This window comes from Mycobacterium sp. 1465703.0, from assembly GCF_001672975.1.
Lineage (GTDB): Bacteria > Actinomycetota > Actinomycetes > Mycobacteriales > Mycobacteriaceae > Mycobacterium.
This window is the reverse complement of the sequence record NZ_LZKU01000190.1, coordinates 13,298-35,943: the sequence shown is the minus strand read 5'-3', so window position 1 is coordinate 35,943 and position 22,646 is coordinate 13,298. Positions and strand designations below refer to the sequence as shown.

25 protein-coding genes are annotated in these 22,646 nt (G+C 66.2%); 6 read left to right on the top strand and 19 right to left on the bottom strand.

Annotated elements, in window-relative coordinates:
• The 14 genes from eccB to mrf form a co-directional block, all read right to left on the bottom strand.
• The coding region (gene eccB, locus A5625_RS17640) for a type VII secretion protein EccB (RefSeq protein ID WP_066996583.1) at positions 1–505 on the bottom strand (505 nt) is incomplete at its 3' end.
• On the bottom strand, positions 502–2,355 hold the full coding sequence (eccA3, locus tag A5625_RS17635) for a type VII secretion system ESX-3 AAA family ATPase EccA3 (RefSeq protein ID WP_066996580.1): 1,854 nt from the start codon (positions 2,353–2,355) through the stop codon (positions 502–504). The genes eccA3 and eccB, both read right to left, overlap by 4 nt.
• Before the next feature lie 309 nt (positions 2,356–2,664).
• Positions 2,665–4,140 (bottom strand): PPE family protein, encoded by a 1,476-nt coding sequence (locus A5625_RS17630; protein WP_066996576.1) that lies wholly within the window; start codon positions 4,138–4,140, stop codon positions 2,665–2,667.
• A 204-nt stretch (positions 4,141–4,344) separates the two neighbouring features.
• Positions 4,345–5,250, bottom strand: a complete 906-nt coding sequence (locus A5625_RS17625; protein ID WP_066996598.1) for a class I SAM-dependent methyltransferase — start codon at positions 5,248–5,250, stop codon at positions 4,345–4,347.
• 323 nt (positions 5,251–5,573) lie between these two features.
• Positions 5,574–5,987 (bottom strand): Fur family transcriptional regulator, encoded by a 414-nt coding sequence (locus A5625_RS17620; RefSeq protein WP_082984446.1) that lies wholly within the window; start codon positions 5,985–5,987, stop codon positions 5,574–5,576.
• A 22-nt stretch (positions 5,988–6,009) separates the two neighbouring features.
• On the bottom strand, positions 6,010–6,900 hold the full coding sequence (locus A5625_RS17615; RefSeq protein ID WP_082984445.1) for a metal ABC transporter permease: 891 nt from the start codon (positions 6,898–6,900) through the stop codon (positions 6,010–6,012).
• Positions 6,897–7,814 carry a metal ABC transporter permease gene (locus A5625_RS17610; protein WP_066996573.1) on the bottom strand — a complete coding sequence of 306 codons (918 nt, stop codon included), beginning with the start codon at positions 7,812–7,814 and terminating at the stop codon, positions 6,897–6,899. The genes A5625_RS17615 and A5625_RS17610 overlap by 4 nt, the downstream gene beginning before the upstream one ends.
• The gene (locus tag A5625_RS17605) at positions 7,811–8,695 is read right to left on the bottom strand and encodes a metal ABC transporter ATP-binding protein (protein ID WP_066996570.1); all 885 of its coding nucleotides are present in this window, start codon (positions 8,693–8,695) and stop codon (positions 7,811–7,813) included. Before A5625_RS17605 ends, A5625_RS17610 begins: the two co-directional genes overlap by 4 nt.
• Complete coding sequence (locus tag A5625_RS17600; RefSeq protein WP_066996567.1) at positions 8,696–9,655, bottom strand: metal ABC transporter solute-binding protein, Zn/Mn family; 960 nt, start codon at positions 9,653–9,655, stop codon at positions 8,696–8,698.
• A 152-nt stretch (positions 9,656–9,807) separates the two neighbouring features.
• Positions 9,808–10,146: a DUF732 domain-containing protein gene (locus tag A5625_RS17595; protein WP_066996566.1), complete on the bottom strand. Its 339-nt coding sequence runs from the start codon at positions 10,144–10,146 to the stop codon at positions 9,808–9,810.
• An 18-nt stretch (positions 10,147–10,164) separates the two neighbouring features.
• Positions 10,165–11,439: a PPE family protein gene (locus A5625_RS17590; protein ID WP_066996563.1), complete on the bottom strand. Its 1,275-nt coding sequence runs from the start codon at positions 11,437–11,439 to the stop codon at positions 10,165–10,167.
• A 21-nt stretch (positions 11,440–11,460) separates the two neighbouring features.
• Positions 11,461–12,675: a PPE family protein gene (locus A5625_RS17585; RefSeq protein WP_066996560.1), complete on the bottom strand. Its 1,215-nt coding sequence runs from the start codon at positions 12,673–12,675 to the stop codon at positions 11,461–11,463.
• A 550-nt stretch (positions 12,676–13,225) separates the two neighbouring features.
• Complete coding sequence (locus A5625_RS17580; RefSeq protein WP_066996557.1) at positions 13,226–13,501, bottom strand: type B 50S ribosomal protein L31; 276 nt, start codon at positions 13,499–13,501, stop codon at positions 13,226–13,228.
• Positions 13,498–14,697, bottom strand: a complete 1,200-nt coding sequence (mrf, locus tag A5625_RS17575) for a ribosome hibernation factor-recruiting GTPase MRF (protein WP_066996554.1) — start codon at positions 14,695–14,697, stop codon at positions 13,498–13,500. Before mrf ends, A5625_RS17580 begins: the two co-directional genes overlap by 4 nt.
• Positions 14,698–14,803: 106 nt before the next feature.
• Between mrf and rpmB the strand changes: the two genes are divergently transcribed.
• The 5 genes from rpmB to A5625_RS17550 are packed head-to-tail and all read left to right on the top strand — an operon-like array spanning position 14,804 to position 16,164.
• On the top strand, positions 14,804–15,040 hold the full coding sequence (gene rpmB, locus A5625_RS17570; protein ID WP_066996551.1) for a 50S ribosomal protein L28: 237 nt from the start codon (positions 14,804–14,806) through the stop codon (positions 15,038–15,040).
• Positions 15,040–15,204 carry a 50S ribosomal protein L33 gene (gene rpmG / locus A5625_RS17565; protein ID WP_066996548.1) on the top strand — a complete coding sequence of 55 codons (165 nt, stop codon included), beginning with the start codon at positions 15,040–15,042 and terminating at the stop codon, positions 15,202–15,204. The genes rpmB and rpmG overlap by 1 nt, the downstream gene beginning before the upstream one ends.
• Before the next feature lie 2 nt (positions 15,205–15,206).
• Entirely contained in the window at positions 15,207–15,512 is a 306-nt protein-coding gene (gene rpsN, locus A5625_RS17560) for a 30S ribosomal protein S14 (protein WP_066996545.1), read from the top strand.
• Positions 15,512–15,778 carry a 30S ribosomal protein S18 gene (gene rpsR / locus A5625_RS17555; protein ID WP_066996542.1) on the top strand — a complete coding sequence of 89 codons (267 nt, stop codon included), beginning with the start codon at positions 15,512–15,514 and terminating at the stop codon, positions 15,776–15,778. Before rpsN ends, rpsR begins: the two co-directional genes overlap by 1 nt.
• The gene (locus tag A5625_RS17550; RefSeq protein ID WP_066996539.1) at positions 15,775–16,164 is read left to right on the top strand and encodes a hypothetical protein; all 390 of its coding nucleotides are present in this window, start codon (positions 15,775–15,777) and stop codon (positions 16,162–16,164) included. Before rpsR ends, A5625_RS17550 begins: the two co-directional genes overlap by 4 nt.
• 4 nt (positions 16,165–16,168) lie before the next feature.
• Here the strand turns inward: A5625_RS17550 and A5625_RS17545 are convergent, their stop codons facing one another.
• From A5625_RS17545 to A5625_RS17530, 4 genes are all read right to left on the bottom strand, one after another.
• Positions 16,169–16,906, bottom strand: coding sequence for a TIGR03943 family protein (locus A5625_RS17545; RefSeq protein WP_066996537.1), 738 nt, complete (start codon positions 16,904–16,906; stop codon positions 16,169–16,171).
• Positions 16,906–17,898: a permease gene (locus tag A5625_RS17540; RefSeq protein WP_066996534.1), complete on the bottom strand. Its 993-nt coding sequence runs from the start codon at positions 17,896–17,898 to the stop codon at positions 16,906–16,908. The genes A5625_RS17545 and A5625_RS17540 overlap by 1 nt, the downstream gene beginning before the upstream one ends.
• A gap of 64 nt (positions 17,899–17,962) precedes the next feature.
• Positions 17,963–19,516: a PPE family protein gene (locus tag A5625_RS17535; protein ID WP_066996531.1), complete on the bottom strand. Its 1,554-nt coding sequence runs from the start codon at positions 19,514–19,516 to the stop codon at positions 17,963–17,965.
• Positions 19,517–19,607: 91 nt separating this feature from the next.
• Complete coding sequence (locus tag A5625_RS17530) at positions 19,608–20,516, bottom strand: oxygenase MpaB family protein (RefSeq protein ID WP_066996528.1); 909 nt, start codon at positions 20,514–20,516, stop codon at positions 19,608–19,610.
• An 83-nt stretch (positions 20,517–20,599) separates the two neighbouring features.
• Here A5625_RS17530 and A5625_RS17525 point away from each other — a divergent pair, with 83 nt between their 5' ends.
• Positions 20,600–21,262, top strand: a complete 663-nt coding sequence (locus A5625_RS17525) for a TetR/AcrR family transcriptional regulator (protein ID WP_066996525.1) — start codon at positions 20,600–20,602, stop codon at positions 21,260–21,262.
• On the opposite strand, the gene A5625_RS17520 is transcribed toward A5625_RS17525, so the two are convergent.
• A complete protein-coding gene (locus A5625_RS17520; RefSeq protein ID WP_066996521.1) occupies positions 21,237–22,634 on the bottom strand; it encodes a wax ester/triacylglycerol synthase domain-containing protein in 1,398 nt (465 codons plus the stop codon). The two genes, A5625_RS17525 and A5625_RS17520, sit on opposite strands and share 26 nt — an antisense overlap.
• Positions 22,635–22,646 lie beyond the last annotated feature (12 nt).

The window sequence follows — 22,646 nt, the reverse complement described above, 5'->3', positions numbered from 1 at the left end:
AGGGATTTTGCACCATGCGCTCCGGCGCACCCGGAATGCCGATCAGGTTGCCGCGCGGAAACCGGTCCAGCTCACTGCTTTTCACCATGGTCGGGTCGACCGCGTGGCCGGTGATCAGCCGGGCGGAGGTCAAGTTGAGCACCGGGTGCAGGTCGTCCCCGACCCGGACATACAGCGCGGCGGTGGATCGGTCGGCGAGTACGGCGTTGGTACCCACCGTCCCGTTGGGCCGAATCAGGGAGAAAACAAAGCAACCCGCCAGGCCGGTGACCAAAAGGACGACGCCCATGGCCACCGCGCGCGACTGGGTGCGCAGCGGGTCGACCAGCATTCTGGTGTCGTGCAAGGCGATACCGGAGGCGATCCGGCGCATCACGAACCGCCAGCCAGTGACCTGATGACGGGTGACGAAACCGCGGCGGTACTCGACCTGGTCGGGATTGTCGTTGACCGGGGTGCGCGAGGAGAACGAACGGCGTTCGTCGGACTCGTTGTTGGAGGTCATGCCGGCACCGACAGCCCAAGCCCACGCAGCAGCGGCTCTACCGACCTTTCGACGTCGTCGTCGGTGATCGTCATGAGCTCCTCGTCACTGAATTCGCCGGTTCCGGCGTGTTCGGAATGGTCGAGCCGGAACTCTCGTTCTTCTTCGGAGCGTTCGACGATGTTCCGGACGAATCGACCGTTACCGGCGATGTCCAAGTTGCGTCGCGAGATTCCGTTGGCATCGGGTGTCGACTCGGTTGCCAGCTTGGTGAACAACGCCTCCATGTGTTGCAGCGCGGCCGGTTCGAAGATGCTGTCGCGCTGCTCGGCCATCGTGTTCGCGATCTCGACCAGTTCCGATGGAGCGTAGGAAGGGAAGTCGATGTTGCGGGTGAACCGGGAACGCAAGCCCTCGTTGGTGTCCAGGAACTTGTCCAGGTCGGCCCGGTACCCGGCGATGATGACCACCAGGCGGTCGCGGTCGTTCTCCATCCGCGCCAGCAGGGTATCGATGGCCACCAGTCCGAAGTCGTTCTTGGCCCCCGTGGCCACCAGCGCGTAGGCCTCGTCGAGGAACAGCACCCCGTCGAGAGCGCTGTCGATGATCGCGTTGGTCTTGGCTTCGGTCTCGCCGATGTGCTGACCGATCAGGTCGGCGCGGTGCACCTCGCGAATGTTTTCCCGCTTCAAAAGCCCTAGGCCGCAATAGATTTTGGCCACCACACGGGCGATGGTGGTCTTACCGGTTCCGGGCGGGCCGGCGAAGACCAGGTGGTGGGCGCGCTGCGCGACCGCGAGGCCGCGCTGCTTGCGGACCAGTTCCATGGCAACCGAACTCTTCAGCCGAGACACCTGGTTCTTGACCTCATCGAGTCCGATGAATTCGGCGAGTTGACGTTCGGCCTCGTGCAGCAGCACGGCCTTGCGTTCGTGTGCGGCCGGATCGACGAAATCTTCGGCGCTGGGCTCGGTTTCGGGGTCCCAGGGATCGGTGCGGGCTTCGATGCGGGCCGCCGTGGTGGTCACGATGCCGAAAGTTGTGTCGGTCAGGGCCTGTTCGACTTGTTCGTTCTCGGGATGAGCGGCATAGAGATCCTGTAGCACTTCACTTGCCGCGTCCTCGTCCACGTGCGCGCGCAGCACCAGCGCCTTGGCCAGCGCGCCGTCCACGGCGGCCACTGCGACGGGACCCTCGGGCTCTTCCAGATACGACAGCGACGGGGCGAACATGCCCAGCCTGGCCAGCGCGGTGCCCAGGGCGATTTTGGCGGCGTGCGAAAACGCCTCGTCGAGGTCTGCGTCGTTGACGATCGGAGTCAGCAGCTTGACGACGTCCGACCAGCGCTCGGCGCGGTAGTTGATGACGACCGAGACCCAGCGGGCCTCGCGCCAGTTCGGGCGGCCCGCCGTCAGGCCGGAGACGATGTGGTCGGCCTCAGCAAATCGCCCGGCCGTTGCCAGCGACGCCGCGTAGGCGAGCTGGAAGTCGTCGGGAGTCGCCGCGCGAAACTGCAAATACAGTCCGCTGTCGTAGCGGAAGGCCAGCGAGCCGGGCGCCAGGTCGACCTGGCGCTGCAGCGTGCCGGCGGTCGCCACCGTGCGCGCGACCGCCTCGAGCACCCGGAGCGACACATCGCCGGCGGCCGCCAGACCCGTCCACGCGTCGCACTGGTCGTGGGCGATACGGGTGAGCGCGGTGAAGCCGGAACGGGCTGCGGTCAGATCGGCTGGGCGCTGACGCTGGTAGACAACTATGCCGAGCGCGCGGCAGCAGGTGGCGAACCGGCTGACCACGTCTTCGTCAACCCGAGCGTCAGCCCGTGAATTGATGGGCTGAGCTGTGAGCATGCCGGTGTCACCGAGTTCCACGGCCGCGTGTTCCCATGTATGTAGTCTCCCCTAACTTAACCCGCTGAAGTTAGCATTGCATAAGCTAACTTGTCGAGGCGTTTGGCTCTGTTCGGCACACCACTGCATTGCCCTTCTTTTACCGCTGTTGAGGAAATTCCCGTACGGTTTTTCGCATTTTCGGCACACCAACAGCCGCACGTCGGGCAGTCTCACAGCGAGCCCCCACCTTAATGAAAATCATTTTCATTAGCAACTCAGCGCGACCGGTCGGCCGATGCAACGATCACGCAGCCACTAGTCGGCTGGCGGGCCGAAAAAGTTCCGTCATTAGTCGCTCGCCCAGCTGCCCGGCAACAACGGGACCGATGGCTCGTCGCTGAACTCGTCACCGGCCAGGGTGGTCAGCCCCGCCGCCTCGGCGGTCTGGGTGGGCGCCGTTCCGGCAAACCCCAGCGACCCCGCGCCCCGATCCGACGCGACCGGCGACCCCGGGTCAGGAGCCGCACCGGCATCGGGCTCCAAATCCAGGTACTCGTATCCGCGGTAATGGTCTTTCATCGCCGCGCGACGGCGGCGCCGCGCCCGCTGCCTGTCCGCTGCTGAGGCGCCGACCGCCGCCCCGGCCGCGGCGGAATCGGGCTCGGGGGCCTTCCGCTGGGCGCCGCTGCTCAGGCCCGCGCCGGTGCCGATTCGGGGACCGCCAACCAGGTAGGGGAAGGCGGCCGCTTCGGCGCCAGTGGGCGGTGGCGGGGCTGGGGCTGCGGGCGCCGGCGCCGGGGCTGGCGCGGGTGACGGTGCTGACGTCGGGGGAGACGACGGCGCGGGCGCAGTGGCCGGGGCGGCGCTCACGACGACCGGAGCGCCGCTGACGGCAGGCGCACTGGGTGCGGAGGCCACCGGTGCCGGCACGGCGACCGGAGCTGGGGCTGGGGCTGGCTGGATCCCAGCCACCAGACTCAAGCCCGCCACGCCCCCCGCAAATCCACCCGGCACGATGAGCGGAATGGCCGCTAGCTGAGGAAAAGTCTGAAGGGCCTCCCCGATGTGGGTGAACTCGTCTGCAATGAGTCCGGCCGGCCCGAAAATGTCTTCTACCAAATCCTCTAATGCGTCGGCCGGGTCCTCGGGAAATTCCGCCAAATCTTTTCCTATGGTCTGGAAAATCTCGAGGAAGCGGTTTATCCACCAGCTCAGCTGCGTCGGGTTGCCGCCGTCATTGTCGACGATGCCGGTGTCGTCGCTGTCTTCGCCGCTGCTGTCGGTGGCGTTCACGATCGGTGGCGCCGGATCGGTTGGCGGTGCCGCCGCCAACGCGGCGGTGGAGACCGCTTGGTAGGTCGTCATCGTGGTGGCCGCCTGAACCCACATCCGCGAATAGTCGGCTTCGTTGACGGCGATCGGGATGGTGTTGACCCCGAAGAAGTTGGTCGCGACCAGTGCCGCATGTGTGGCATGGTTGGCGGCCAGTTCCGGCAACGTCGGCATCGCGGCCAATGCCGTGGTGTAGGCGGCGGCCGCGGTCTCCTGTTGAACAGCGACGACCGCGCTATTGGCGCTGGCCCGCTCCAGCCACGCCAGGTAGGGCAGGTGCGCGGCCACGTACCGCTCGGCAGTGGGCCCCTGCCACGCACCGGCCTGCGCCGTTTCCAACGTCGCACTGAGCTCGTCGGCGGCCGATGCATAGGTTTCGCTCAACGAGCTCCACGATGCGGCCGAGGCCAATAAGCCGGCGGGCCCCGGTCCGCTGCTCAGCAGCGTGGAGTGAACCTCCGGAGCCAACGCCATCCAGACCGGCGCGGTCATGGCCGCTCACCTACCACTGTGGTTGGTGGGCGAACCGATCGATACGAAACAACGCGTTGCGCCACGCCAGAGACTCCTCGCCGGGCGATGTCGGCAACCGCCGGGGCTGTTCGGCGGCGCAAGATCTAGCCCGGTAGTAGTCGGATGGCGGCGCTACGAAGTTCCGGCGCCCGTCCGATTCAAGGAGAACTCATCGGAACCGGGTCAAGCCCGGACGGCGCTCACCAAGGTGTTGCGCTCGATCATCGGGCGGGATTCGGTCTCCGGACCGGGCACCGGACGGCCGACCTCGCGCAGGTAATCGGCCAACGGAGTGCCTTCTGCGGTCCACCCGTGCCTGCCAAACCATTCGGTGGCGGGCTCGTGCTGCTCGTTGTAGACCAGCTGGAAGAACAACCGCTGATCCCCTTCGGCGGTGGCGGCGCGTTCTTCTGCCACGGCTGCCTCGAAGTCTTCGGGCTTCATCGGAGCGCCGTCCTCGACGGCGACGCGGCTGCCATGGCCGGCCAGGCCGTCGATACCGGTGAACAGCTGCTCCTGGGCGCTCGCCGGGAGATATATCAGTAGGCCCTCGGCGATCCATGCCGACGGCATGGCCGGATCAAAGCCGCTGTCACGCAACGCTTGTGGCCAGTCTTCACGCAGATCGATGGCGATCTCGCGGCGCTCGGCGCGCGGTTGGGCGCCGGCATCGGTGAGCACCTCCCGCTTGAAGTCGAGCACTTGCGGCTGGTCGAGCTCGAAGATCTTCGTCGCCGCCGGCCAGTCCAAGCGGTAGGCCCGCGAGTCCAGGCCCGCCGCCAAGATGACCACCTGCCGCACGCCCGCGTCCGCCGCGCGCCGGAAATATTCGTCGAAGTACTTGGTGCGGGCGCCTTGGAAGTTGACGAAATGCTCGCCGAAGTCGGCGGTCTTCAGCTGGTGGTCGGGGTCCTTGCCATCGAGGACGTCAGCCCACGAACCGCCAACGGCGCGGCAGAAGATTTCCGCATATGGATCCACGACCAGCGGGTCGGGCTTTTGCGCCTCCAATGCCCGCGCTGTTGCCACGAACAACGCGGTCGAACCCACGCTGGTGGTGATGTCCCAGGTATCGCCTTCGCTTCGCACCCAACCCACACTACGCTGCCAGACTGATACGCCTTTTCCGATGGCGCGCAACGCTACTGGCTGGCCCAACGTACTGGCCGCAACCCTGCACAACGCCTCCTCGGGCCTGCTCGGTGGCGGCGGTGGTCAATAGCTTCCGACCAAGGTATCGCCTTCAGACGCGCCACAAACATGCAACTGGCGACGGCGTTACTCAGTGAACGTGTAGCGGAATACAGTTTCGCGGCGTAACTAAGGCCGGTCAGCACCCCTCATACCTTGATACTCGAATGTTGTGCGGGTTCGCGTTCGACAGCGGTTGAAGTGCAAGCGGTTGGCCGCGTTCAGATTTGGGCACAGCGCGGACAGGTTCCGTAGAAGTCGATCCGATGGGAGACGTCGGTAAAGCGGTGTAGCTGAGCGAGTTGGCTTGTGAAGTCCTCAATTTCGTCGGCGGTGAAGTCGATCGCGCTCCCGCACCGTCGGCACAGTAAGTGGTGGTGGTGATGGGAGGCGGTGCACAGCCGGTAAAGCATCTCGCCATCTTCGGCGTGCTGGATTTCGGTGATTTTCATGTCGGTGAACAGGCGCAGGATCCGGTAAACGGTCACCAGCCCGATCCGGATGCCGTGAGCTTGATACAGATCGTTGTAGAACTGTCGGGCACTGCGGAAGCGGTCGCTGCTACGCAGCACGTCGAGCACTGCTTGTTGCTGGGCGGTCATTCGGGTCCGGCGTAGCACTCGTCGCGCGGCCATCGTTGCACTCCTGCTTCCTGCGTTACGGTGCCGTCTGCGCATCGCGGGGCCGGCCGGCTCGGTTGCTGATCAGGCTCGCGAGGAGATAGCTGGTGGCGGCGGTGCTCATGATGGTGAAGGTGGCCGGCGCCGCGGGAACGGCGTAGGCGATGGTGATACCAATCCAGATCGCAGCGGTGGCCAAGGCCGCTGACAGCAAGAACCCGCGCCAAGGCCGGGTTGTCAGCCGCATGGCGGCTCCGGCAGGCGCGGCGAGTAGCCCGAGTACGACAAGCGCGCCGATGATCTGGGTGGCCTCGGCGACGGTGACCCCCACGATGACAAGGAAAAGCGTGCCTAGCAGGCGGGTCGGCACGCCGGCGACCTGGGCAATAGCCGGATCGATCGTGGCAAACAGCAACGGGCGCGCGATGACGATCAGCGCGACGCCCAATCCCGCGGCAACCGCCATTGCGAGGGCACTCGCGTGGTCATTGATCCCGAAGATGCTGCCGAACAAGACATTAACGTTGGCGGTGCCGTTAATGCCGCTGCCGTGGGTGGTGTAGTAGGTCAAGAACAGCGCGCCCAAGCCGAGTATCCAGGCGAAGAACGAGCCAATCGCCACGTCGTCGGCCCCCCGGCGGCTGATCACGCCCAGCGCGACACCTGCAATCGCAGTGGCGCCGAACAACCCCACCCGGGGATCAAGCCCGGCGACCAGAGCTGCCATGGCGCCGGTGTAGGCGATGTGTCCGTGTGCGTCGCCGGCGAATACCTGGCCGCGCAACACGAGGAAGTAGCCGACCAACCCACAGACCACCGCCACCGCGGTGCCGGCCATCAGTGCATGGGTGATGAAAGGCTGGGTCAGCATGTTCTCCAAGCCGGTCAGCGGCCCCGACGCGTTGGCCCGCCCATTGCTGCTCGTCATGCCGCCACTGCCGGGCGAGTCGCGGACGGCCGTCGGTCGACTCGCCGCAGCGTCCGCTCGATGCTCGCCCGGTAGCCAGCAGCCAGCAAATAGACGCCGAACGCGAAGCTGCTGACCCAGAACCCGATCGGATAAGGAGAATAGAAGGCGCAGCCAATCCCCACCCAGGTCACGGTCACCGCTATGAGGACCGAGAGCGCAATTCCCAACGGGGGGCGGGCGGTGAAGTGGAATGCGGCTGCGGGCGGGGCGACCAGCAGCGCGAACACCAAGAGGCTGCCGGTGATCTGGCTGGCACCAGCAGCCGCAGCGCCGAGCACCACCAGGAACATCCCGGCGACGAACCGCGTGGGGACGCCGTTGGCGGCGGCGGCCTCGGGGTCGATCGATGCCCACAGCAAGGGGCGCCCGATCGCTGCGAGCGCAATCAGGCATGCCAGTGCGGCGATGAGAAGCACATGAAGTTGCTGGGAGCTGATCCCGGCGATGGTGCCGAACAGCAGGTTGGTCAGTCCCGAGAGGAATCCGTGATAGAGGCTGACGAACAGAAACCCGGTGGCCAGTGCGACGGCTTGAATCGTGCCGATCCCGGCGGACTCGTCGCTGAGGCCGCTCAGTTTGCCCGCGTGGGTCGCCGTGGGTAGCAGCGCGATCGCCACCGCGGCGCCGATGCAGGCCGCGAAGTAGCCGTAGCCTGTGGCCACGCCGAGCCAGGCGGCGCCGGCGGCGCCGGGGAAGCCGACGATGGCCAGGGTATGCCCGGCGAAGCTTTCCTTGCGTAGCACCATCACCCATCCGACGACACCCGCGAGAACTGCTACGACTGTGCCCGCGCGTAACGCGGTGACGATGAACGGGTAGGCACACATCTGCTCCGCGTCGGCGATCAGGTCCCAGGTCAGCTCGGGATTCATGCACGGGCTCCTGCGGTCTGCGGAGGTGCAGCCTCGGGCTGGCCGACGACGAACAGGTGCCCGGCCCGGTCGTGGAGGACTTCGATCGGGGTGCCGTAGAGCGCGGTGAGCTGGTCGGCGGTGATCACCTCCTCGGGCGTCCCGATCACGGCCGACCCGCCGGCGATGTACATGACGCGATCCAAGTACGGCAGGATCGGATTGACGTCGTGGGCCACCATGATTACGGCGACGTTCTCCCGGCGGCAGATGTCGCCCACCAAAGCACTGATCCCCGCCTGGCTGGGTACGTCGAGGCTGTCGAGCGGCTCGTCAAGCAAGAGCAGCTCCGGCTGACGGATCAGGGCCTGCGCGATCAACAGCCGCTGCTGTTCACCGCCGGAACAGAGGCCGATCGGACGCCCCGCGTAGTCACTGGCACCGACTAGTTCGATCACATGCTCAAGCCGTCGTCGCCGTTCCGCGAACCGTCGCGGGGCCAGCCACCGGGCCAGCCACGGCACGGGTGTTCCCCAGCGCGCGCCGTCCAACCCCAGCGACACCACGTCGATGCCCCGGATCCGCAGGCTAGCGTCGAACGCGCGCCGTTGGGGTACAGTCCCAATCCGGTTATTGCGTCGGCCGGGGCGCGCCCCCAACACCTCTACGGTGCCTTGGGACGGTGTTAGCCCCAATAGGGCCTTCAACAATGTCGATTTCCCGGAGCCGTTGGGTCCTAGCACCGCGACGAACTCTCCGGGCGCGATATCGAGAGATACATCCGACCACACGGTCTTGCCGCCCACCACAGCCAAGGCGCCGCGCATCCGGACCGCAACCCCGTCGGCCGTTGGCGCTGCGGTGGCCTGCTCACTGGCGCGGCGGGTCCTCGCGCTGGTCATCTACTTGCCTGTCGCGGTATGCAGAGCATCTGCCAGGCCGGACAACTGCGCGGATTGCCAATCTTGAAACGACGCGTTCGCCGGCGACAATGTCTCGGTCACGGTAACGACGGGAATGCCCTGTTTCTTGGCCTCGTCGGCTTGGGCCTGCACATCTGGGCTGTTGTTCTGGCTGTTCAACACGTACACCTTGATCGCCTTGGTGCTGAGTTGTTGGTCGATGGTCGCTTTGTCCGCCGGCGACGGATCGGTGCCCTCACTGATTGCCTTCAGGAACTCCGGCGGGGTAACCAGGTTGAGGCGCAACGCATCCGAGAGCGGGGCAAAGATCGATTCGCTAGCACCCACCGGCGTGCCGGTGTACTTGGCTTTAATGCTGGCGATCTGACGGCGGTAGTCGGACAGGCCCTGGCTGAGGAACCGCTGGTTCTGCTGATCAAAGTACGACGCGTCATTGTGGTCCGCTTTCTTGTAAGCGGCGGTGATCGCATTGGCCACCTTGGTGACTGAGTCAGGCGAATACCACTGATGCGGATTGCCTCCCGCGGTGACTCCAACGGTGTCACCGACATTGACCACGGTGCGTTTCGGATTCTGGTCGGACGCAAGCATTTTGTCGGCCCATGCGTCGTAGCCGATGCCATTTTCGACCACGATCGTCGCATCGGCAATCGCGCGCGCATCGCCAGTCGATGGCTCATAGCTGTGCGGATCGGTGTTGGGGTTGGTGATGATGCTGGTCTGCTGCACCCGGTCACCACCGAGCTGGGCGGCGATGCTACCCCATGCGTTGATCGTCGAGACAACCGAAATTTTGGGGCCGGCCCCGGTAGTGGTGGTGCCATTGGATCCGGATTGCGGAGCGTTGTGACCACTACACGCGACCGCTCCGAGGAGGATCGCGGCCAGGCCCGCCGCGGCCGATACTGCCAAACTGCGCCGACCAGGCCGACTTTCCATCAAAGCTCTCCTCGAGTTTAGATGAAAATGATTTTCATTATCGTTATAGCTCGAACAGTAGCATGTCGCTACCGGATTTGCACCCGACCGCCGCGGCCACGCCCGGCGGACAATCACCGGAGTGCCCTGCGGCCTGAGGCTCATGTAGTCAGTTATCCGGCAGCGGTGTTCGGGTTCGTTCCGCCATCGTCGGTTGAGAGGCGCTCGGGGCAGTAGACGCTGGCGGCGGTCTGGACGAACAGGGCGGCTTTTGCTGTGGTGAACGCTGGGTTGAGCTCGTGGACATCCCTGACGATGTCGAGTTGTGTGGTGCCTGAATTGGCCAAGTCGCACACCTTTTGGCCCGCCTTTATCGCGCGGTCGGGATTTTGGTAGGTGATACCTGCCTTGTTGAGTGCGGCGAGGAACGCGTCGTCATCGGAGTCGGCGTGCGCTGGTATTGCCATGCCGACTAGGGCAACGGCGCTGGCCAGAAGTGGTAAGACTCTCATGTGGCAAGCTCGCTTGTGTTATCCGGCGGCGGGTGGGCGGCCGATGATGCGGGGGCGGAATCCGTATATGGGGTCAGAGAACTCGTCCTCGTGTGGACCGGGCATGCCCGCCAGGGGCACACCGGGCATGCCGGGTGTGCCGGCCTGTTCCATCACCATCGGGGTGGCGGCGCCGAAGCCGTGGTATGCCCCTGCGCCGACCTGAGTGGTGGCCGCCACGGTGCTGACCGTTGCTCCGGTGCCGGCCCAGGTCTGTGGCACCGATAAGGCCCCCACCAGGCTGGCCTGTCCAACACCGGCCGCCGCGGCCGCGCCGGGGGCGGTTACCGATGCCAGGTTCGCGGTACCTCCAAGGCCAGCGGCCAGGACTCCCAGTCCTGAGGTGGTGGAGTCGACGGCGTTCAGCGAGTTTATGGAGTTCATCGCCACTTGAGTGTCGAGGAACGTCGTCGGGTTCAGGATTCCGTTGGTGGTGAAGCCGTTCGACAGCCCGGACAGGGTGGCGTTGTTGAGGAAGGCTCCCACCAGGTTCTCGTTGGAATTGCTGAGGAAGTTCTCAATCCCGGCCAGTCCGGTGGTGGAGGTATTCGAACCGGGCGCAAGACCAAGCCAGTCCCAGATGCCGCCGCTGGCCTGAGTAGGAGCAGTCGCGTCAGCCGAGGCGTCCATCGGGGCGTTCACCGCGCTCCGCACGGCGGCGTTGGTGGCGGTGCTGTTGGTAGCGCCGAGAACCGCTTTGGATTGCAGGGCCGGCCCGTCAGGGGTGGTGTCGGACTGTGGTGATTGGAACGGGCTCATTTGTTGGATCGCCGCTTGCGAGGAGGCGGTGTAGCTGGTCATCGCGGCGGCGTCTTGTGCCCACATGTCGCCGTATTGGGCCTCGGTGGTCGCGATCGCGCCGGTGTTTTGCCCGAAGATGTTGCTGCTCACCAGATTGGCCAGCAGGGTGCGGTTGGCCGCGACGACCGGTGGGGGCACCGTGGCGGCGTACGCGGCCTCATAGGCGGCCGCGGCCGCGTTGGCTTGAGTGCCGACCTGCTCGGCCTGCGCAGCGGTGGTGTTCAGCCACTCCAGATACGGTGCCAGCGCCGCCGACATCCTGCTTGAGGACGGGCCGAGCCATTCTTCACTGGTCAGCGACGTGACAACCGAGTCGTAATTGGCTGCAGCCGAGCGCATTTCAGTAGAAATTGCGTTCCACGCGGCCGCGGCGGCCAGCAACGACTCCGATCCGGGGCCGGCATACATCCGGGCCGAGTTGATTTCCGGCGGTAACCCGACAAAATCCAGCATGACGTCTTCTCCTGGAATCTCTTATCCGGCGGCCGGCGGACGCGGCATGACCGCAGGGCGGAACCCATATTTGGGGATGGGGCGGCGCCGCCTGCCCGTACCCCCCATCGGTCCCGCGACGGCGCCCGGGCCACCGGCGGCCGGTGCCCCCGCGTCACTAAGACCGGTGACGCCGGTGGCTTGCACCGCCGTTTGACCGGGGGTGATGTTGGCTGCCGAGGCCCAGCTCTGGGGCACCGACATCGAACCCACCAGCTGCGCTTTGCCCACCCCGGCGGACGCGCCGGGGGCCGTGGACCCCACCGTGTTGGATGCCAGGTCGGCGGTCGCGGCGCCTCCAGCGTCAGCGGCGAAGTCCCCCAGCCCGCCCAACGTGGTGGCGTGCTGGGCGGCCATCACACCCTGCACCGTCCCAATGATGGTTTGCGGATTGAACGGGCCTCCGGCGATCGTGCCGTTGACGATGTCGTTGCTGAAGAAGTTGCTTTGCAGGAAGCTCCCCAGCGCCGTGTTGTTATTGCCATCCAGCAACTGGGTCAGGTAGCCAGCCGATCCCGACGGGTTTCCGGTGGGGATGCCGGGGGTGGGCGCGTCGGCGGTGGGAGTGGCATTTGGCCCCGCGGTGCTGGTCTGCAACAACGAGCGCGCATTGCCCGACGTGGTGGCCGCACGGCTGACTGCCTGATGTTGTGCGGCTACCCCCTCAGGCGTGGTGTTCGACCGCGGGGATTGAAACGGCGTTACCTTCGTCGCGGCGGCCGAAGCGGTGGCGTAGCTGTTCATCGCCGAGGCATCCTGAGCCCACATTTCGGCGTACTGGGCCTCGGTGGCCGCGATCGCCGGGGTGTTCTGGCCGAAGATGTTGGTCGCCACCAACGTCGCAAGCAGGCTGCGGTTAGCCGCGATGACCGGCGGCGGCACCGTGGCCGCATAAGCGGCCTCAAAGGCCGTCGCAGCCGCGTGGGCTTGCGTGGCGGTCAGCTCGGCCTGGGCGGCGGTGGTGTCCAGCCATGTCACATAGGGTCGGGCTGCGGCCAGCATTGACGCCGACGACGGACCGTACCAGGTTCCGCTGCTCAGCTCAGTCAGCACCGAACCGTAATCGGTTGCTGCGGAGCGTATTTCGGCGGCCAGCGTATTCCACGAAGCAGCCGCAGCCAACATCGGACCCGACCCCGGGCCGGAATAAATCCTTGCCGAATTGATTTCGGGCGCTAACGCCGCAAAGTAAAACAAGGGTCCCCTTCCGCCAAACGGGCCATGCCCGAGTGCGCCACCTCTGTGACCGCAGGCCCGACAACCCGGACGGCGGGCGCCCCATTGGCCACGTTATTGATAATCAGTTTCATTAAGGACGTACACACGGTACCGCCGCTGGGATCGCTTGTCGACAATCATTTTCATATACGACCGGACTAGGTTCGAGCTGCGGGGAACCGGCACCTATCGAGATCTCCCGGTGGTCAGCCGAGCCGGGGTGGCATCTGGTTGACGCCGGTTCGCGAAATAGCACGTCCGGCTAGGCGCAGCGCGTCACAAACCGTGACCGCTGACCGCGATCGGGGTACTCATGGGCCTTCGACGCTGCTCTGCGCAGGAGGCCTTCGACGAACTCGCAAATGCCGTACGACCAGCGGAATCGGTCCCGGAAGGTATCCAACTTTGCTCGACGTGGTGACCGGCGATCTCGGTAAGGCCGCGAGCGACGCACTCGCTTATTGGCAAGCGGCGCTGCGGTCACCTGCCCGCGACGCGCCGTTGTGAGTGACGTCGCGGTGTGTAGTCACTACGCTTTGGGCGGCTCGCTACCCCTGCGGCCGTAGCGGCGGTGGAACTTCTCCACCTGTCCGGCACTGTCGACGATGCGGCGACTGCCGGTCCAAAACGGGTGTGAATCCGAGGTGACTTCGACGACGACCAGTGGGTAGGTGCGCGGCCCCTGCGGTGTTTGCCACTCGACGGTCCGCGAACTGGTGAGAGTCGATCGGGTCAGGAACATCGCACCGGTGGTGGCGTCCTGAAAAACGACCGGGTGGTAGTCGGGATGGAGACCGGGTTTCATGAGAGGTCGCCGTCCTGCTGGGTGTACCGCACTACGTTGTCGGCGGCTTGTGGCCGGTCCGCGCACGGCTCCTCATGCCAGTCGCCGAACGGGTCGTCGTAGCCGGACCAGTCGTGCGGGCACCACATCTCCTCGTCGGTGAGCAGTGCGCCGTGCAAGGCGTCGAGAATGTCGGCGGGTTTAGCGCCGCACACCAAGATGGTCATCGCGGTGTGCCGATCGCCGTGCTGGTCATCCCAGCCCAGCTCGGCGAAAGCTCTTCGCTCCGCGTCGATGCCGTCCAGCTCGTACCTGTTCATTGCGGCCAGCCACTTGCCGGCCGAGCCGACCCGCAGACCGGCACCGGCCGATTCCAGCCACATCGCCCGGTCGGGCCGGCTGGCGAGCCACAGCCGCCCCCGAGTCCTGATCACACCCTCGAGCAGCAGATCCAGGCAGGCATGCAGGCGCTGCGGGTGGAAGGGGCGCCGGGAATTGAACTCCACCAGGCTGATTGGCCCCCGAGAGTCCAGCGGTGGCTGCCCGGCCAGCAGTGGACCGTGCGGGTCGTCGCTGCGGCCGCGGCGCGCGTCGCGGTACAAGGTGTTCAGCGCGTCCTCGATGCCGTCGGCGCCTACCCGTACGCGAGCGCGCGGGGACAGCCGGTGCAGTACGGCAGCGACAAACGGATTGGGGCGGTTGAGCACAATCACGTCGGCGAATTCGGCCTGCCCGATCACCACCTGAGCCTGGGTGCGCCCGTCGTCCAGTTCTTCTTCGCTCAGCGCCTGGTTCAGCCACATCGATGAATCGACGCATGTCACCACGGCGGCAATCGACACATCCAGAGCCGCGGGCCCGTCAATGTATCCCGGCGCCACGCGCACCCGAACGTGCTTGATGGCCAAGCAGATTGGCTCAGGCTCCAGCCACGGCCCCAGATGCACGACGATGCGGTCGACGTCGTCGCGACGGTGCAACTGGCGCAACAACACCAGCAGGTCGTTGCGGATGGTGCACGAGACGCAGCCATGCGCGAGTTCCAGGCCGTTCTCGTTGCTGGTCAAGACGCTATCGGAGAACATCGCCGTCGTGCGGCGCACGACGTGACCGTCGAACCGGTGCTCGACCACCAGCGTTCCGGGGGTACGCAGCAGCGCCCCCACGACCTGATCGGTGCCACTCTGACCGGCGACCAGGATGACGGGCGTCCGCATCCTTCCTCCTTATTGATAATGGTTTTCATCTAGACCTCCCATACGGTACCGTTCGTGACGGACGTTGTCGAAAATGATTTTCAATAAGAAGTAATGGAGGTGTACGGTGTCCGCCCACTGCCAGGTGACCGGCCGGCGACCGGCGTTCGGTAACGCGGTGTCACATTCGCATCGCCGAACATCTCGGCGCTTCTCCCCCAACATCCAGCTCAAGACGTACTACCTGGCTTCCGAGGGACGCCGGATCCGGCTGCGGGTCAGCGCCAAAGGCATCAAAGTGATCGACCGCGACGGCATCGAGGCGGTAGTGGCACGACTGCGCCGTGAAGGGCAGCGGATCTGATGGCGCGCAACGAGGTTCGCCTATTGATCAAGCTGCGCTCCACGGCGGGAACCGGATACACCTACATCACCCGTAAAAACCGTCGCAACGACCCTGACCGGCTGGTGCTGCGCAAATACGACCCGGTTGTCCGTCGGCACGTCGACTTCCGCGAGGAGCGCTGAGCATGGCCAAGAAATCCAAGATAGTGAAGAACGACCGGCGTCGTGCGATCGTTGCACGCTACGCCGAGCGCCGCGCCGAACTCAAAAGGATCATCCGCGCACCGGCGAGCACGGCCGAGCAGCGGGCGGCTGCACAAAGCGAGTTGGCGCGCCAGCCCCGCGATGCCAGCGCGGTGCGCATACGCAACCGCGATGCTGTGGACGGGCGTCCGCGCGGTCACCTCCGCAAGTTCGGGTTGTCGAGGGTGCGGGTTCGGGAATTGGCTCATGCCGGGCAGCTACCCGGCGTGCGGAAGTCGAGCTGGTGATGGCCAAGAAAGCTGTGCGCGCCCGGCGCCCCGCGCTTCCCGCCCGCCGCTCACCCAAAAAGAATCTTCTGCACAGCCTCGGGCTGGACACCGTGGACTATAAGGACACCGCAACCTTGCGGGTGTTCATCTCCGAGCGCGGCAAGATCCGATCCCGCCAAGTCACCGGCCTGTCCGTCCAACAACAACGACGGGTCGCAACGGCCATCAAAAACGCTCGCGAGATGGCGCTGCTGCCCTACCCCGGGCCGAACGCGGCGCGATGACCGCACCGCGCCGCGGCACCGACCGCCCGTTCACCGTAATCGTCTGCGCCGCATGCACCGTCGACCATGAGCTGTCGGTGATCGACGAACTGCGTCCCACCATCCACCGCTGCCCGCATTCCATGCTGGTCTCGGCCGCCTGCATGCTTGGACCACTCGCCTGTGCGTCTCGGCCAACCGGCGGCGGCGTCATGGCCGTGGTGCAGCCCTGCACGAACGATCGACTGGCCTGTGGTCCCGCCCATTGGATAGGGCCCATCGCCGACCGTGATGGGGCCGCGGAGCTGCGCGATTGGCTCGAGCTCGGTCAGTGGGAAAATACACCCGCCCCAGGCCAACTCGGCCGGTATCAGCGTTGGACACGCGGCTCGAGCCGACGCAGTTGACGGGTCAGCGCGGATACGCGTAGGGGTTGGGCGGGGCATCGATACGCGTGACTGCGGTGGCCCGCAGTGTGGGAATCGCCGGTGAATTCGGTTGCTGCTGCGCGGGTATGACCTGGCCCTCGACACGAAGCCAGGTGTTGTCCGGTAGGCCGGCCGCCCCCCCGGCGGCCGGTCCACGCAGATGGATGCGGGCCAGCTGAGCATCGGCCGCGCAGCATACGATGACGATGCGACCGAGGTCGACGCCCTGCGCCTCGTTGAGCACGAAGCCGGTCACGGTGATGGAGCGGTTGGTCAACGATCCGGTCGTGTCGTGCGCTTCACGCATCAGCACCTCGGGCAACGAAACCGCGGGCGCCGGCCCGGGTGGCAACGGCGGAAATGCTTTGTTCAGAACATCATTGGACACCGACGTCACAGAGGGGGCGGCCGCCGACGGTCGCAGCGCCGGTGGCGCCACGAACATCAGCACCAGAACGGCGACCACCAGCAACCAGACGATGCCGGTCCGGTGCGAGTGCCCGTGGCCGTGATCGCCGGCGGCGTCATTCGCCTTGGGGCCGCCCCGGCGGATGTCGCCGATGATCGCCACCAGCGCCAAACCGATGAGTACCACCGCTGAAACGGCCAGCCAGGGCAAGAGCCCGGGTTTGACGTAACGAGTGAACACACCCGACGCGGTGATCATTGCGATGCTGATGCCCACCAGCAGCAACACGGTGTTCTCGGCTTCGCGGCTCATCACCGGGCCCCCAATACCAAAAGCCCGATCGCACAGGCACTCGCCGTGGCCACCACGAACGTGCAGGGCGCGAAGCGTGCGGCGAACGCCCGGCCGAACATGCCCGCCTGCATGGCAAACAGCTTGACGTCGACGGCCGGACCTACGACCAGAAAGACCAGCCGGGGCAACAGCGGCACCATCGTCATGCTGGCCGCCACGAACGCGTCCGCCTCCGAACACAACGCCAGCACCACGGCCAGCATGGCCATCAGCGCGACCCCGAGGACGAAGTCACCCGCCAGATGCGCAAACACCCACTGCGGCACCGCCACATGGAGCATGGCCGCCGCGGCGGCACCGAGCACCAAATACGATGCGGCCTGTAGGAAGTCGTGGCGCGCCGCCTCGGTGAAAACCACCCAGCGCGACTCGGCCTGCGAGCCCGCCGCGGGAAGCCGGCGGGTGATCCATTCCGGACGACCCCACCGCGCCCACATCCAACCCATCACAACCGCAGTCAGCAGCGAGGCTCCCATGCGAGCCAACACCATTGCCGGCGCGCCCGGAAACGCCACCGCGGTGGCCACCAGGACGACCGGGTTGATCGCCGGCGCAGCCAGCATGAATGTCAAGGCGGCGGCTCCGGTCGCCCCGCCTTCACCGAACAGCCTGCGCGCCAACGGAACTGACCCGCACTCACAACCCGGCAATGCGACCCCCCCGGCCCCCGCCGCCACCACCGCCAACGCCGGCCGGCCCGGCAACCATCGCGCCAACCGCTCCGGCGACACGAACACCGCGATCAGTCCGCTGACGACGACCCCGAGTACCAGAAAGGGAATCGCCTGCACGAAAACACCGCAGAACACGGTGCCCACCGTCGACAGCGCCGCGCTGTTGAAGACCACGTTGCGCAGCGTCGTCGCGGCCAACGCACAGGCCAACAGCAGACCCACCAGCACTTCCATCGACCCGAGCCGCAACCTGCGCCCGTACTTCAGCGTCTGCACCGGGCCATTATCCCAGCACCCATCCCGGCGACGGCCCACTGCGGCCGGCGGCCACCTTGCCCGCCTAGGCGTCGTCCACGTTCCAGGTGCCCGGCATCATCGGCAGCGTTGGGCCACCGCCGAACTCGTCACCGCCCAGCGTGGTCAATCCGGCCGCCACGGCGGCCACGTCTCTGCGGGCGGTGCCGGCGAACCCCAGAGCACCGGCACCCTGGTCCGATGCGAGCGCGGTGTCCCAATGCGGGTCGACGTCGACGTTCATGTCCATGAACTCATCGCCGTGCCCGCGCTGTGTCGCGCGCCGTCGCCGCCGAGCGCGCGCGGCTTCCCGTGCGGCGGCGGCCGCCGCAGCGGCGGCGCTATCCGGTTCGGGTGCTTTCCTTTTCGCGCTCGAACTGGCGCCGGTGCTCATGCCCGATCCGGTGCCCATTCCCGGCGGGCCGATGACGTAGGGAGGGAAGAATCCCGGCGCGGGCGCGGCCGGAGCCGGCGGTGCCGGTGGCGCGCCGGCCACCGTGCTCGTCGTGGCAGTGGGTGCCGGCGCCGGGGCGGAGGCGGGAGCAGCAGCCGGCGCGGCGGGAGCCGGGGCCGTGGCGGCGACGGCGGGCAGGGCGGCGGGCGCCGGGGCGGGGGCCGGCATGGGCGCCGGGACCATCGCGGGGTGGGGTATCGCCGCCAAGCCGGCCAACCCGGCGAACCCGCCCACGGCGCCGAAGGGAGCGGCCGCGAGCAGCAGCGCGGGAGCCAGCAACTCCGGCTGACTTACGAAAATCTCCAGGATGTGCGTCGGCCAGTCGAACAGTATGAGCTGGACCAGATACTGAAAGGCCAACGCCGGATTGTGCACCAGGTAATAGCCGAACTGCTCGAAGTCCTCCAGAAGTTCCAGGGCGCGCACCACCCAGAAGATGGGTTGCCCGGCGTTCGTATAGGCGTCATAGTCCAGCCCGTTCACCGTTCCCTCGGCGGGATCCCAGTTGATCCCGAAGTTCTTCAGGATGTTCGCAATGAAGTCGTTGAATGGATTGTCGATCTTGGGGTCGTGGTCCGCGTCTCCCGAATCATCGGGTGCGGCTTCGGATTTGACGATCGGTGGCGCCGGATCGGGTTGCGGCGTCGACGCGACCGCCGCAGTGGACACCGCTTGGTAGGTGGACATGGTGACGGCCGCCTGGGTCCACATCCGCGCATAGTCGGCCTCGTTGACCGCGATGGGAATCGTGTTGACGCCGAAGAAATTCGTTGCCACCAGCGCCCCGTGCACGACGTGATTGGTCGCGAGTTCCGGCAACGTGGGCATCGCCGTCAGCGCGGCGCTGTACGCGGCCGTAGCAACCTCATGTTGGCCGGCGGTCGCGGCGGCGTCGGCGCTGGCCTTCGTCAGCCAGGCCAAATAGGGGGTATGTGCGGCCACGTAGGACTCGCCGCTGGGTCCCTGCCAGGCCCCGGCCTGGACTCCGGCCAGCATCGTGCTCAGTTCTTGTGCGGCAGAGGCGTATTCGGCGCTCAGTTGCGACCAAGCACCGGCTGCCGTCAGCAGCGACGCGGGCCCTGGGCCGCTGCTGAGCAGCGCTGAATGTACTTCGGGCGGCGAGGCCATCCAAATTGGCGCCGTCATAGGCACTCCTCAGGCTGGAAGGGTTACCAGACTGAGGAGCTTAATGAAGATGATTATCGTTATCAACAGGCCCGTGCCGGCCGGCGTCGGGCTACACCAGCGAACGGCCCTTCTTGATCCTGCGGTCCAGGTCGTAAAGCAACACATTGAAGGGGAATTGCCGGATGAACCGCGGCAGATACCGATTCACCGTGGCCAATACGGCGATCAACCTGTCGAAGCGGCGTTGCTTGGTCGCGTCCCAGGGCAGGCGCATCTCGTCACGGAACCGCTGCGGCAGGAATCCCGTGGTGATCAGTAGCGCGACGTTGTCGGAGAGGCGCTGCAGCCGGCGGGGCAGCGTCACGCCCCGAATGCGGTTGGCGGCGATCGGATAGAGGTATTCGCGCACGGCGTCGTCGATGTGCACCTTGGCGAGCGACTCTTCCCAATAGCGGTCGAACGCCGCGCGGTCGGCGGGCCACATCTTCGGTGGCACCTGCAGGGTGGTGGCCAGTGTCATGCCCTCGCGATAGTGGCGATCGGCATCCTCGCCCTCGAGCTCACCGATGAACATGCGGTAGATGTCAAGCCCACCCTTATAGAGGCAGGCCCCCACCCACAGCTGCAGTGCGGGATCAAAAGCGTTGTATTGCACCGGGCTTGCCGGGGTCGAATACACCTGCGCGTGGGCGCGGTTCACCGCTCGGCGGAAGGCAGCTTTTTGAGCGTCGCTCCCCGAGGTGGCCACCGCCAGGTAAGTGAAGGTGGTCCGGGCGCGCTTGATCGGATGCAGGTCGACCCGGCCGCTTTCGACGCGGCTCTCCATCACGCCGTAGCCGACGCCCGGCTGAGCCAATTGCATGATCACGTTCGCCGGGCCGGCCAGCAATGCGACGCCCATCAGGCCCTCGTCGATACCCAGCGCCCGGCGGCGCCGGCGCCGCTGCGGGCGGGGCGGGTCGGTGGCTCTCCGCTCGACGTGCCCAATCGGCTGGTGCGCCGCCTCGTGAATTGCCATCGTCAGGTCCTCCCGCAGCCTCTGTCCGCTAATGTGCGAACACCTGTTTCCCGATATTGTCGCGACTGAGCGTTAGTGTCAAGATGGTTTCCATGAGCGAGACGTCGAGCGCGCGGCCGTACCGCGGGGTCGAGGCCGCCGAACGCCTGGCCACCCGCCGTAACCGGCTGCTGGCCGCGGGTCTGGACTTGCTCGGAGCCGAACAGCAGAACATTTCGGCGGTCACGGTCCGCGGTGTGTGCCGCAGCGCCGGCCTGGCCGCCCGATACTTCTATGAGAGCTTCGCCGATAAGGACGAGTTCGTCGCGGCCGTGTTCGACTGGGTCATTGCCGAGCTGGCCACCACCACACAGGCGGCGGTGGCCGCGGTGCCCGGCGCCGAGCAAACCCGGGCGTGCATGGCCGACATCGTGCGGACCATCACCGAAGACCCCCGGGTGGGACGCCTGGTGTTCAGCACGCAGCTGGCCGATCCGGTGATCGTGCGCAAACGCGCCGAGTCCAGCGCGCTGTTCGCCATGCTGTCCGGCCAGCACGTCGGCCACACGCTGCAGGTCCCGGCGAACGAACGGATCAAGGCCGCCGCGCATTTCGTGGTCGGCGGCGTCGGACAAACCATCAGCGCGTGGCTGGCCGGCCACGTCCAACTCGAACCGGACCAGCTCGTCGATCAGCTGGCGGCACTGCTCGACGAGCTCGCCGAGCCAAACCTGTACCGCATCACCGAAACAGCGACAGATCGCTAGGGCGGCGAGTCGGGCCTTCTTGCTCAGACCCCGTGGACCAGGCTGTCGTGGCGGTGAGCGCGAACTCGCTTAAAGCACTCGCAATACCTTGTCGCAGCTCATCATTGGAGTTGGCGCGGCCCGGCTGATATGCGAGGAACGAGACGAAGACCTGCCCGTGCATTCTTCCCGACAACAACGCCAGCACCCCGTTGGTGCGGTGCATCGTTTCTTTGGTCACGCCCGGGTAGAACGACTTCATCGCGAAGTAGTCGGCGTCTGCACCGTCTGGCCGGTTGGCGGCTGGGTCGATCACACCCAGGTTGGACGACACCACAGCCGTTGCGTTCCCGGTGGCCACACTGATCATCCGCCTGAACAGCCGCTTGGGGATCAGCGGAACCAAGGGCAGCAGTGCCCACCGCTCGTCGGGCACGTCTCGATTGCGGAGCATCGCTTGCTTGGTTGCGGCGCGAATCTCGCGCAGGTCCGTGGTGGCACGCACAGGATCGACGGTGACGTCGACGTTGGTCACTGCGTTGGCGCGAGTATCGCCGGGGGCACGCTCATTCAAAGGCATCGCCACGGTGACTGAGCCATCCGCAGCGACCCGCCCCGCTCGCCGGGCGAGGTGGGCCGCCAGTCCCGCGAGCAGCGCGTTCCCGGTCCCCCCGTAGAAGCTTGCCCGGGCGTCCCACTCCTCGGCGTCGATGAACACGGTCGCCATGGGAAGAATCACCGGCTGGTCTGGTCCGGTCGGCGGGGCCGGTCGCCTTTTGAGTGCGGGCCCGGCGGACGCGGCATCGCCGCGGCTGTGCGCGATCATTCGTGCCGCCGCGCCGACGGCGCGAACGATATCCGGCGTGTCGCTTACGGTTTGGCGTGCGTCCTCGCGCAGCGCCCGACGCCGCCGGCGTGATGCCGCGGCAGGCCAGTCGACGGCGTCGTCGCGGCCGCTCGCCGCGTCCGCCAACGCTTCACATAACCCGACGCCGTCGATGAGGCAATGCGTGACGACCAAGCTCACCGCCGCACCGCCGTCGGTGAACGGGAGCACCGCGAGGTGCCATCCCGGTCCGTGCTCGGCATCCAGTCGCGTATCGGCTTGTTCGCTGCACCAGTCGTCGAGTTCATCACGGGGCCGGGGCGTCGCGACGATCTCGAGTTGCCGCGGATCGCCAGGCGATACCCACCGATGGCGGCCGAACGGCAGTGGGGATCGTTCGATACGGCGGCGTAACCGCCCCCGCCCAAGATGGTGATGGAACTTTTGCAAACCGTCGACGTCGACCGCGCGGTCGTATACCCAGATGCATTGCAGCAGGCTGGTGGTTTGTGTCGCTCGCTCGCCTAGAAACAGGGTCTGATCAGCCAGATCCAGCACATTGCTCATTTTCTTGCCACC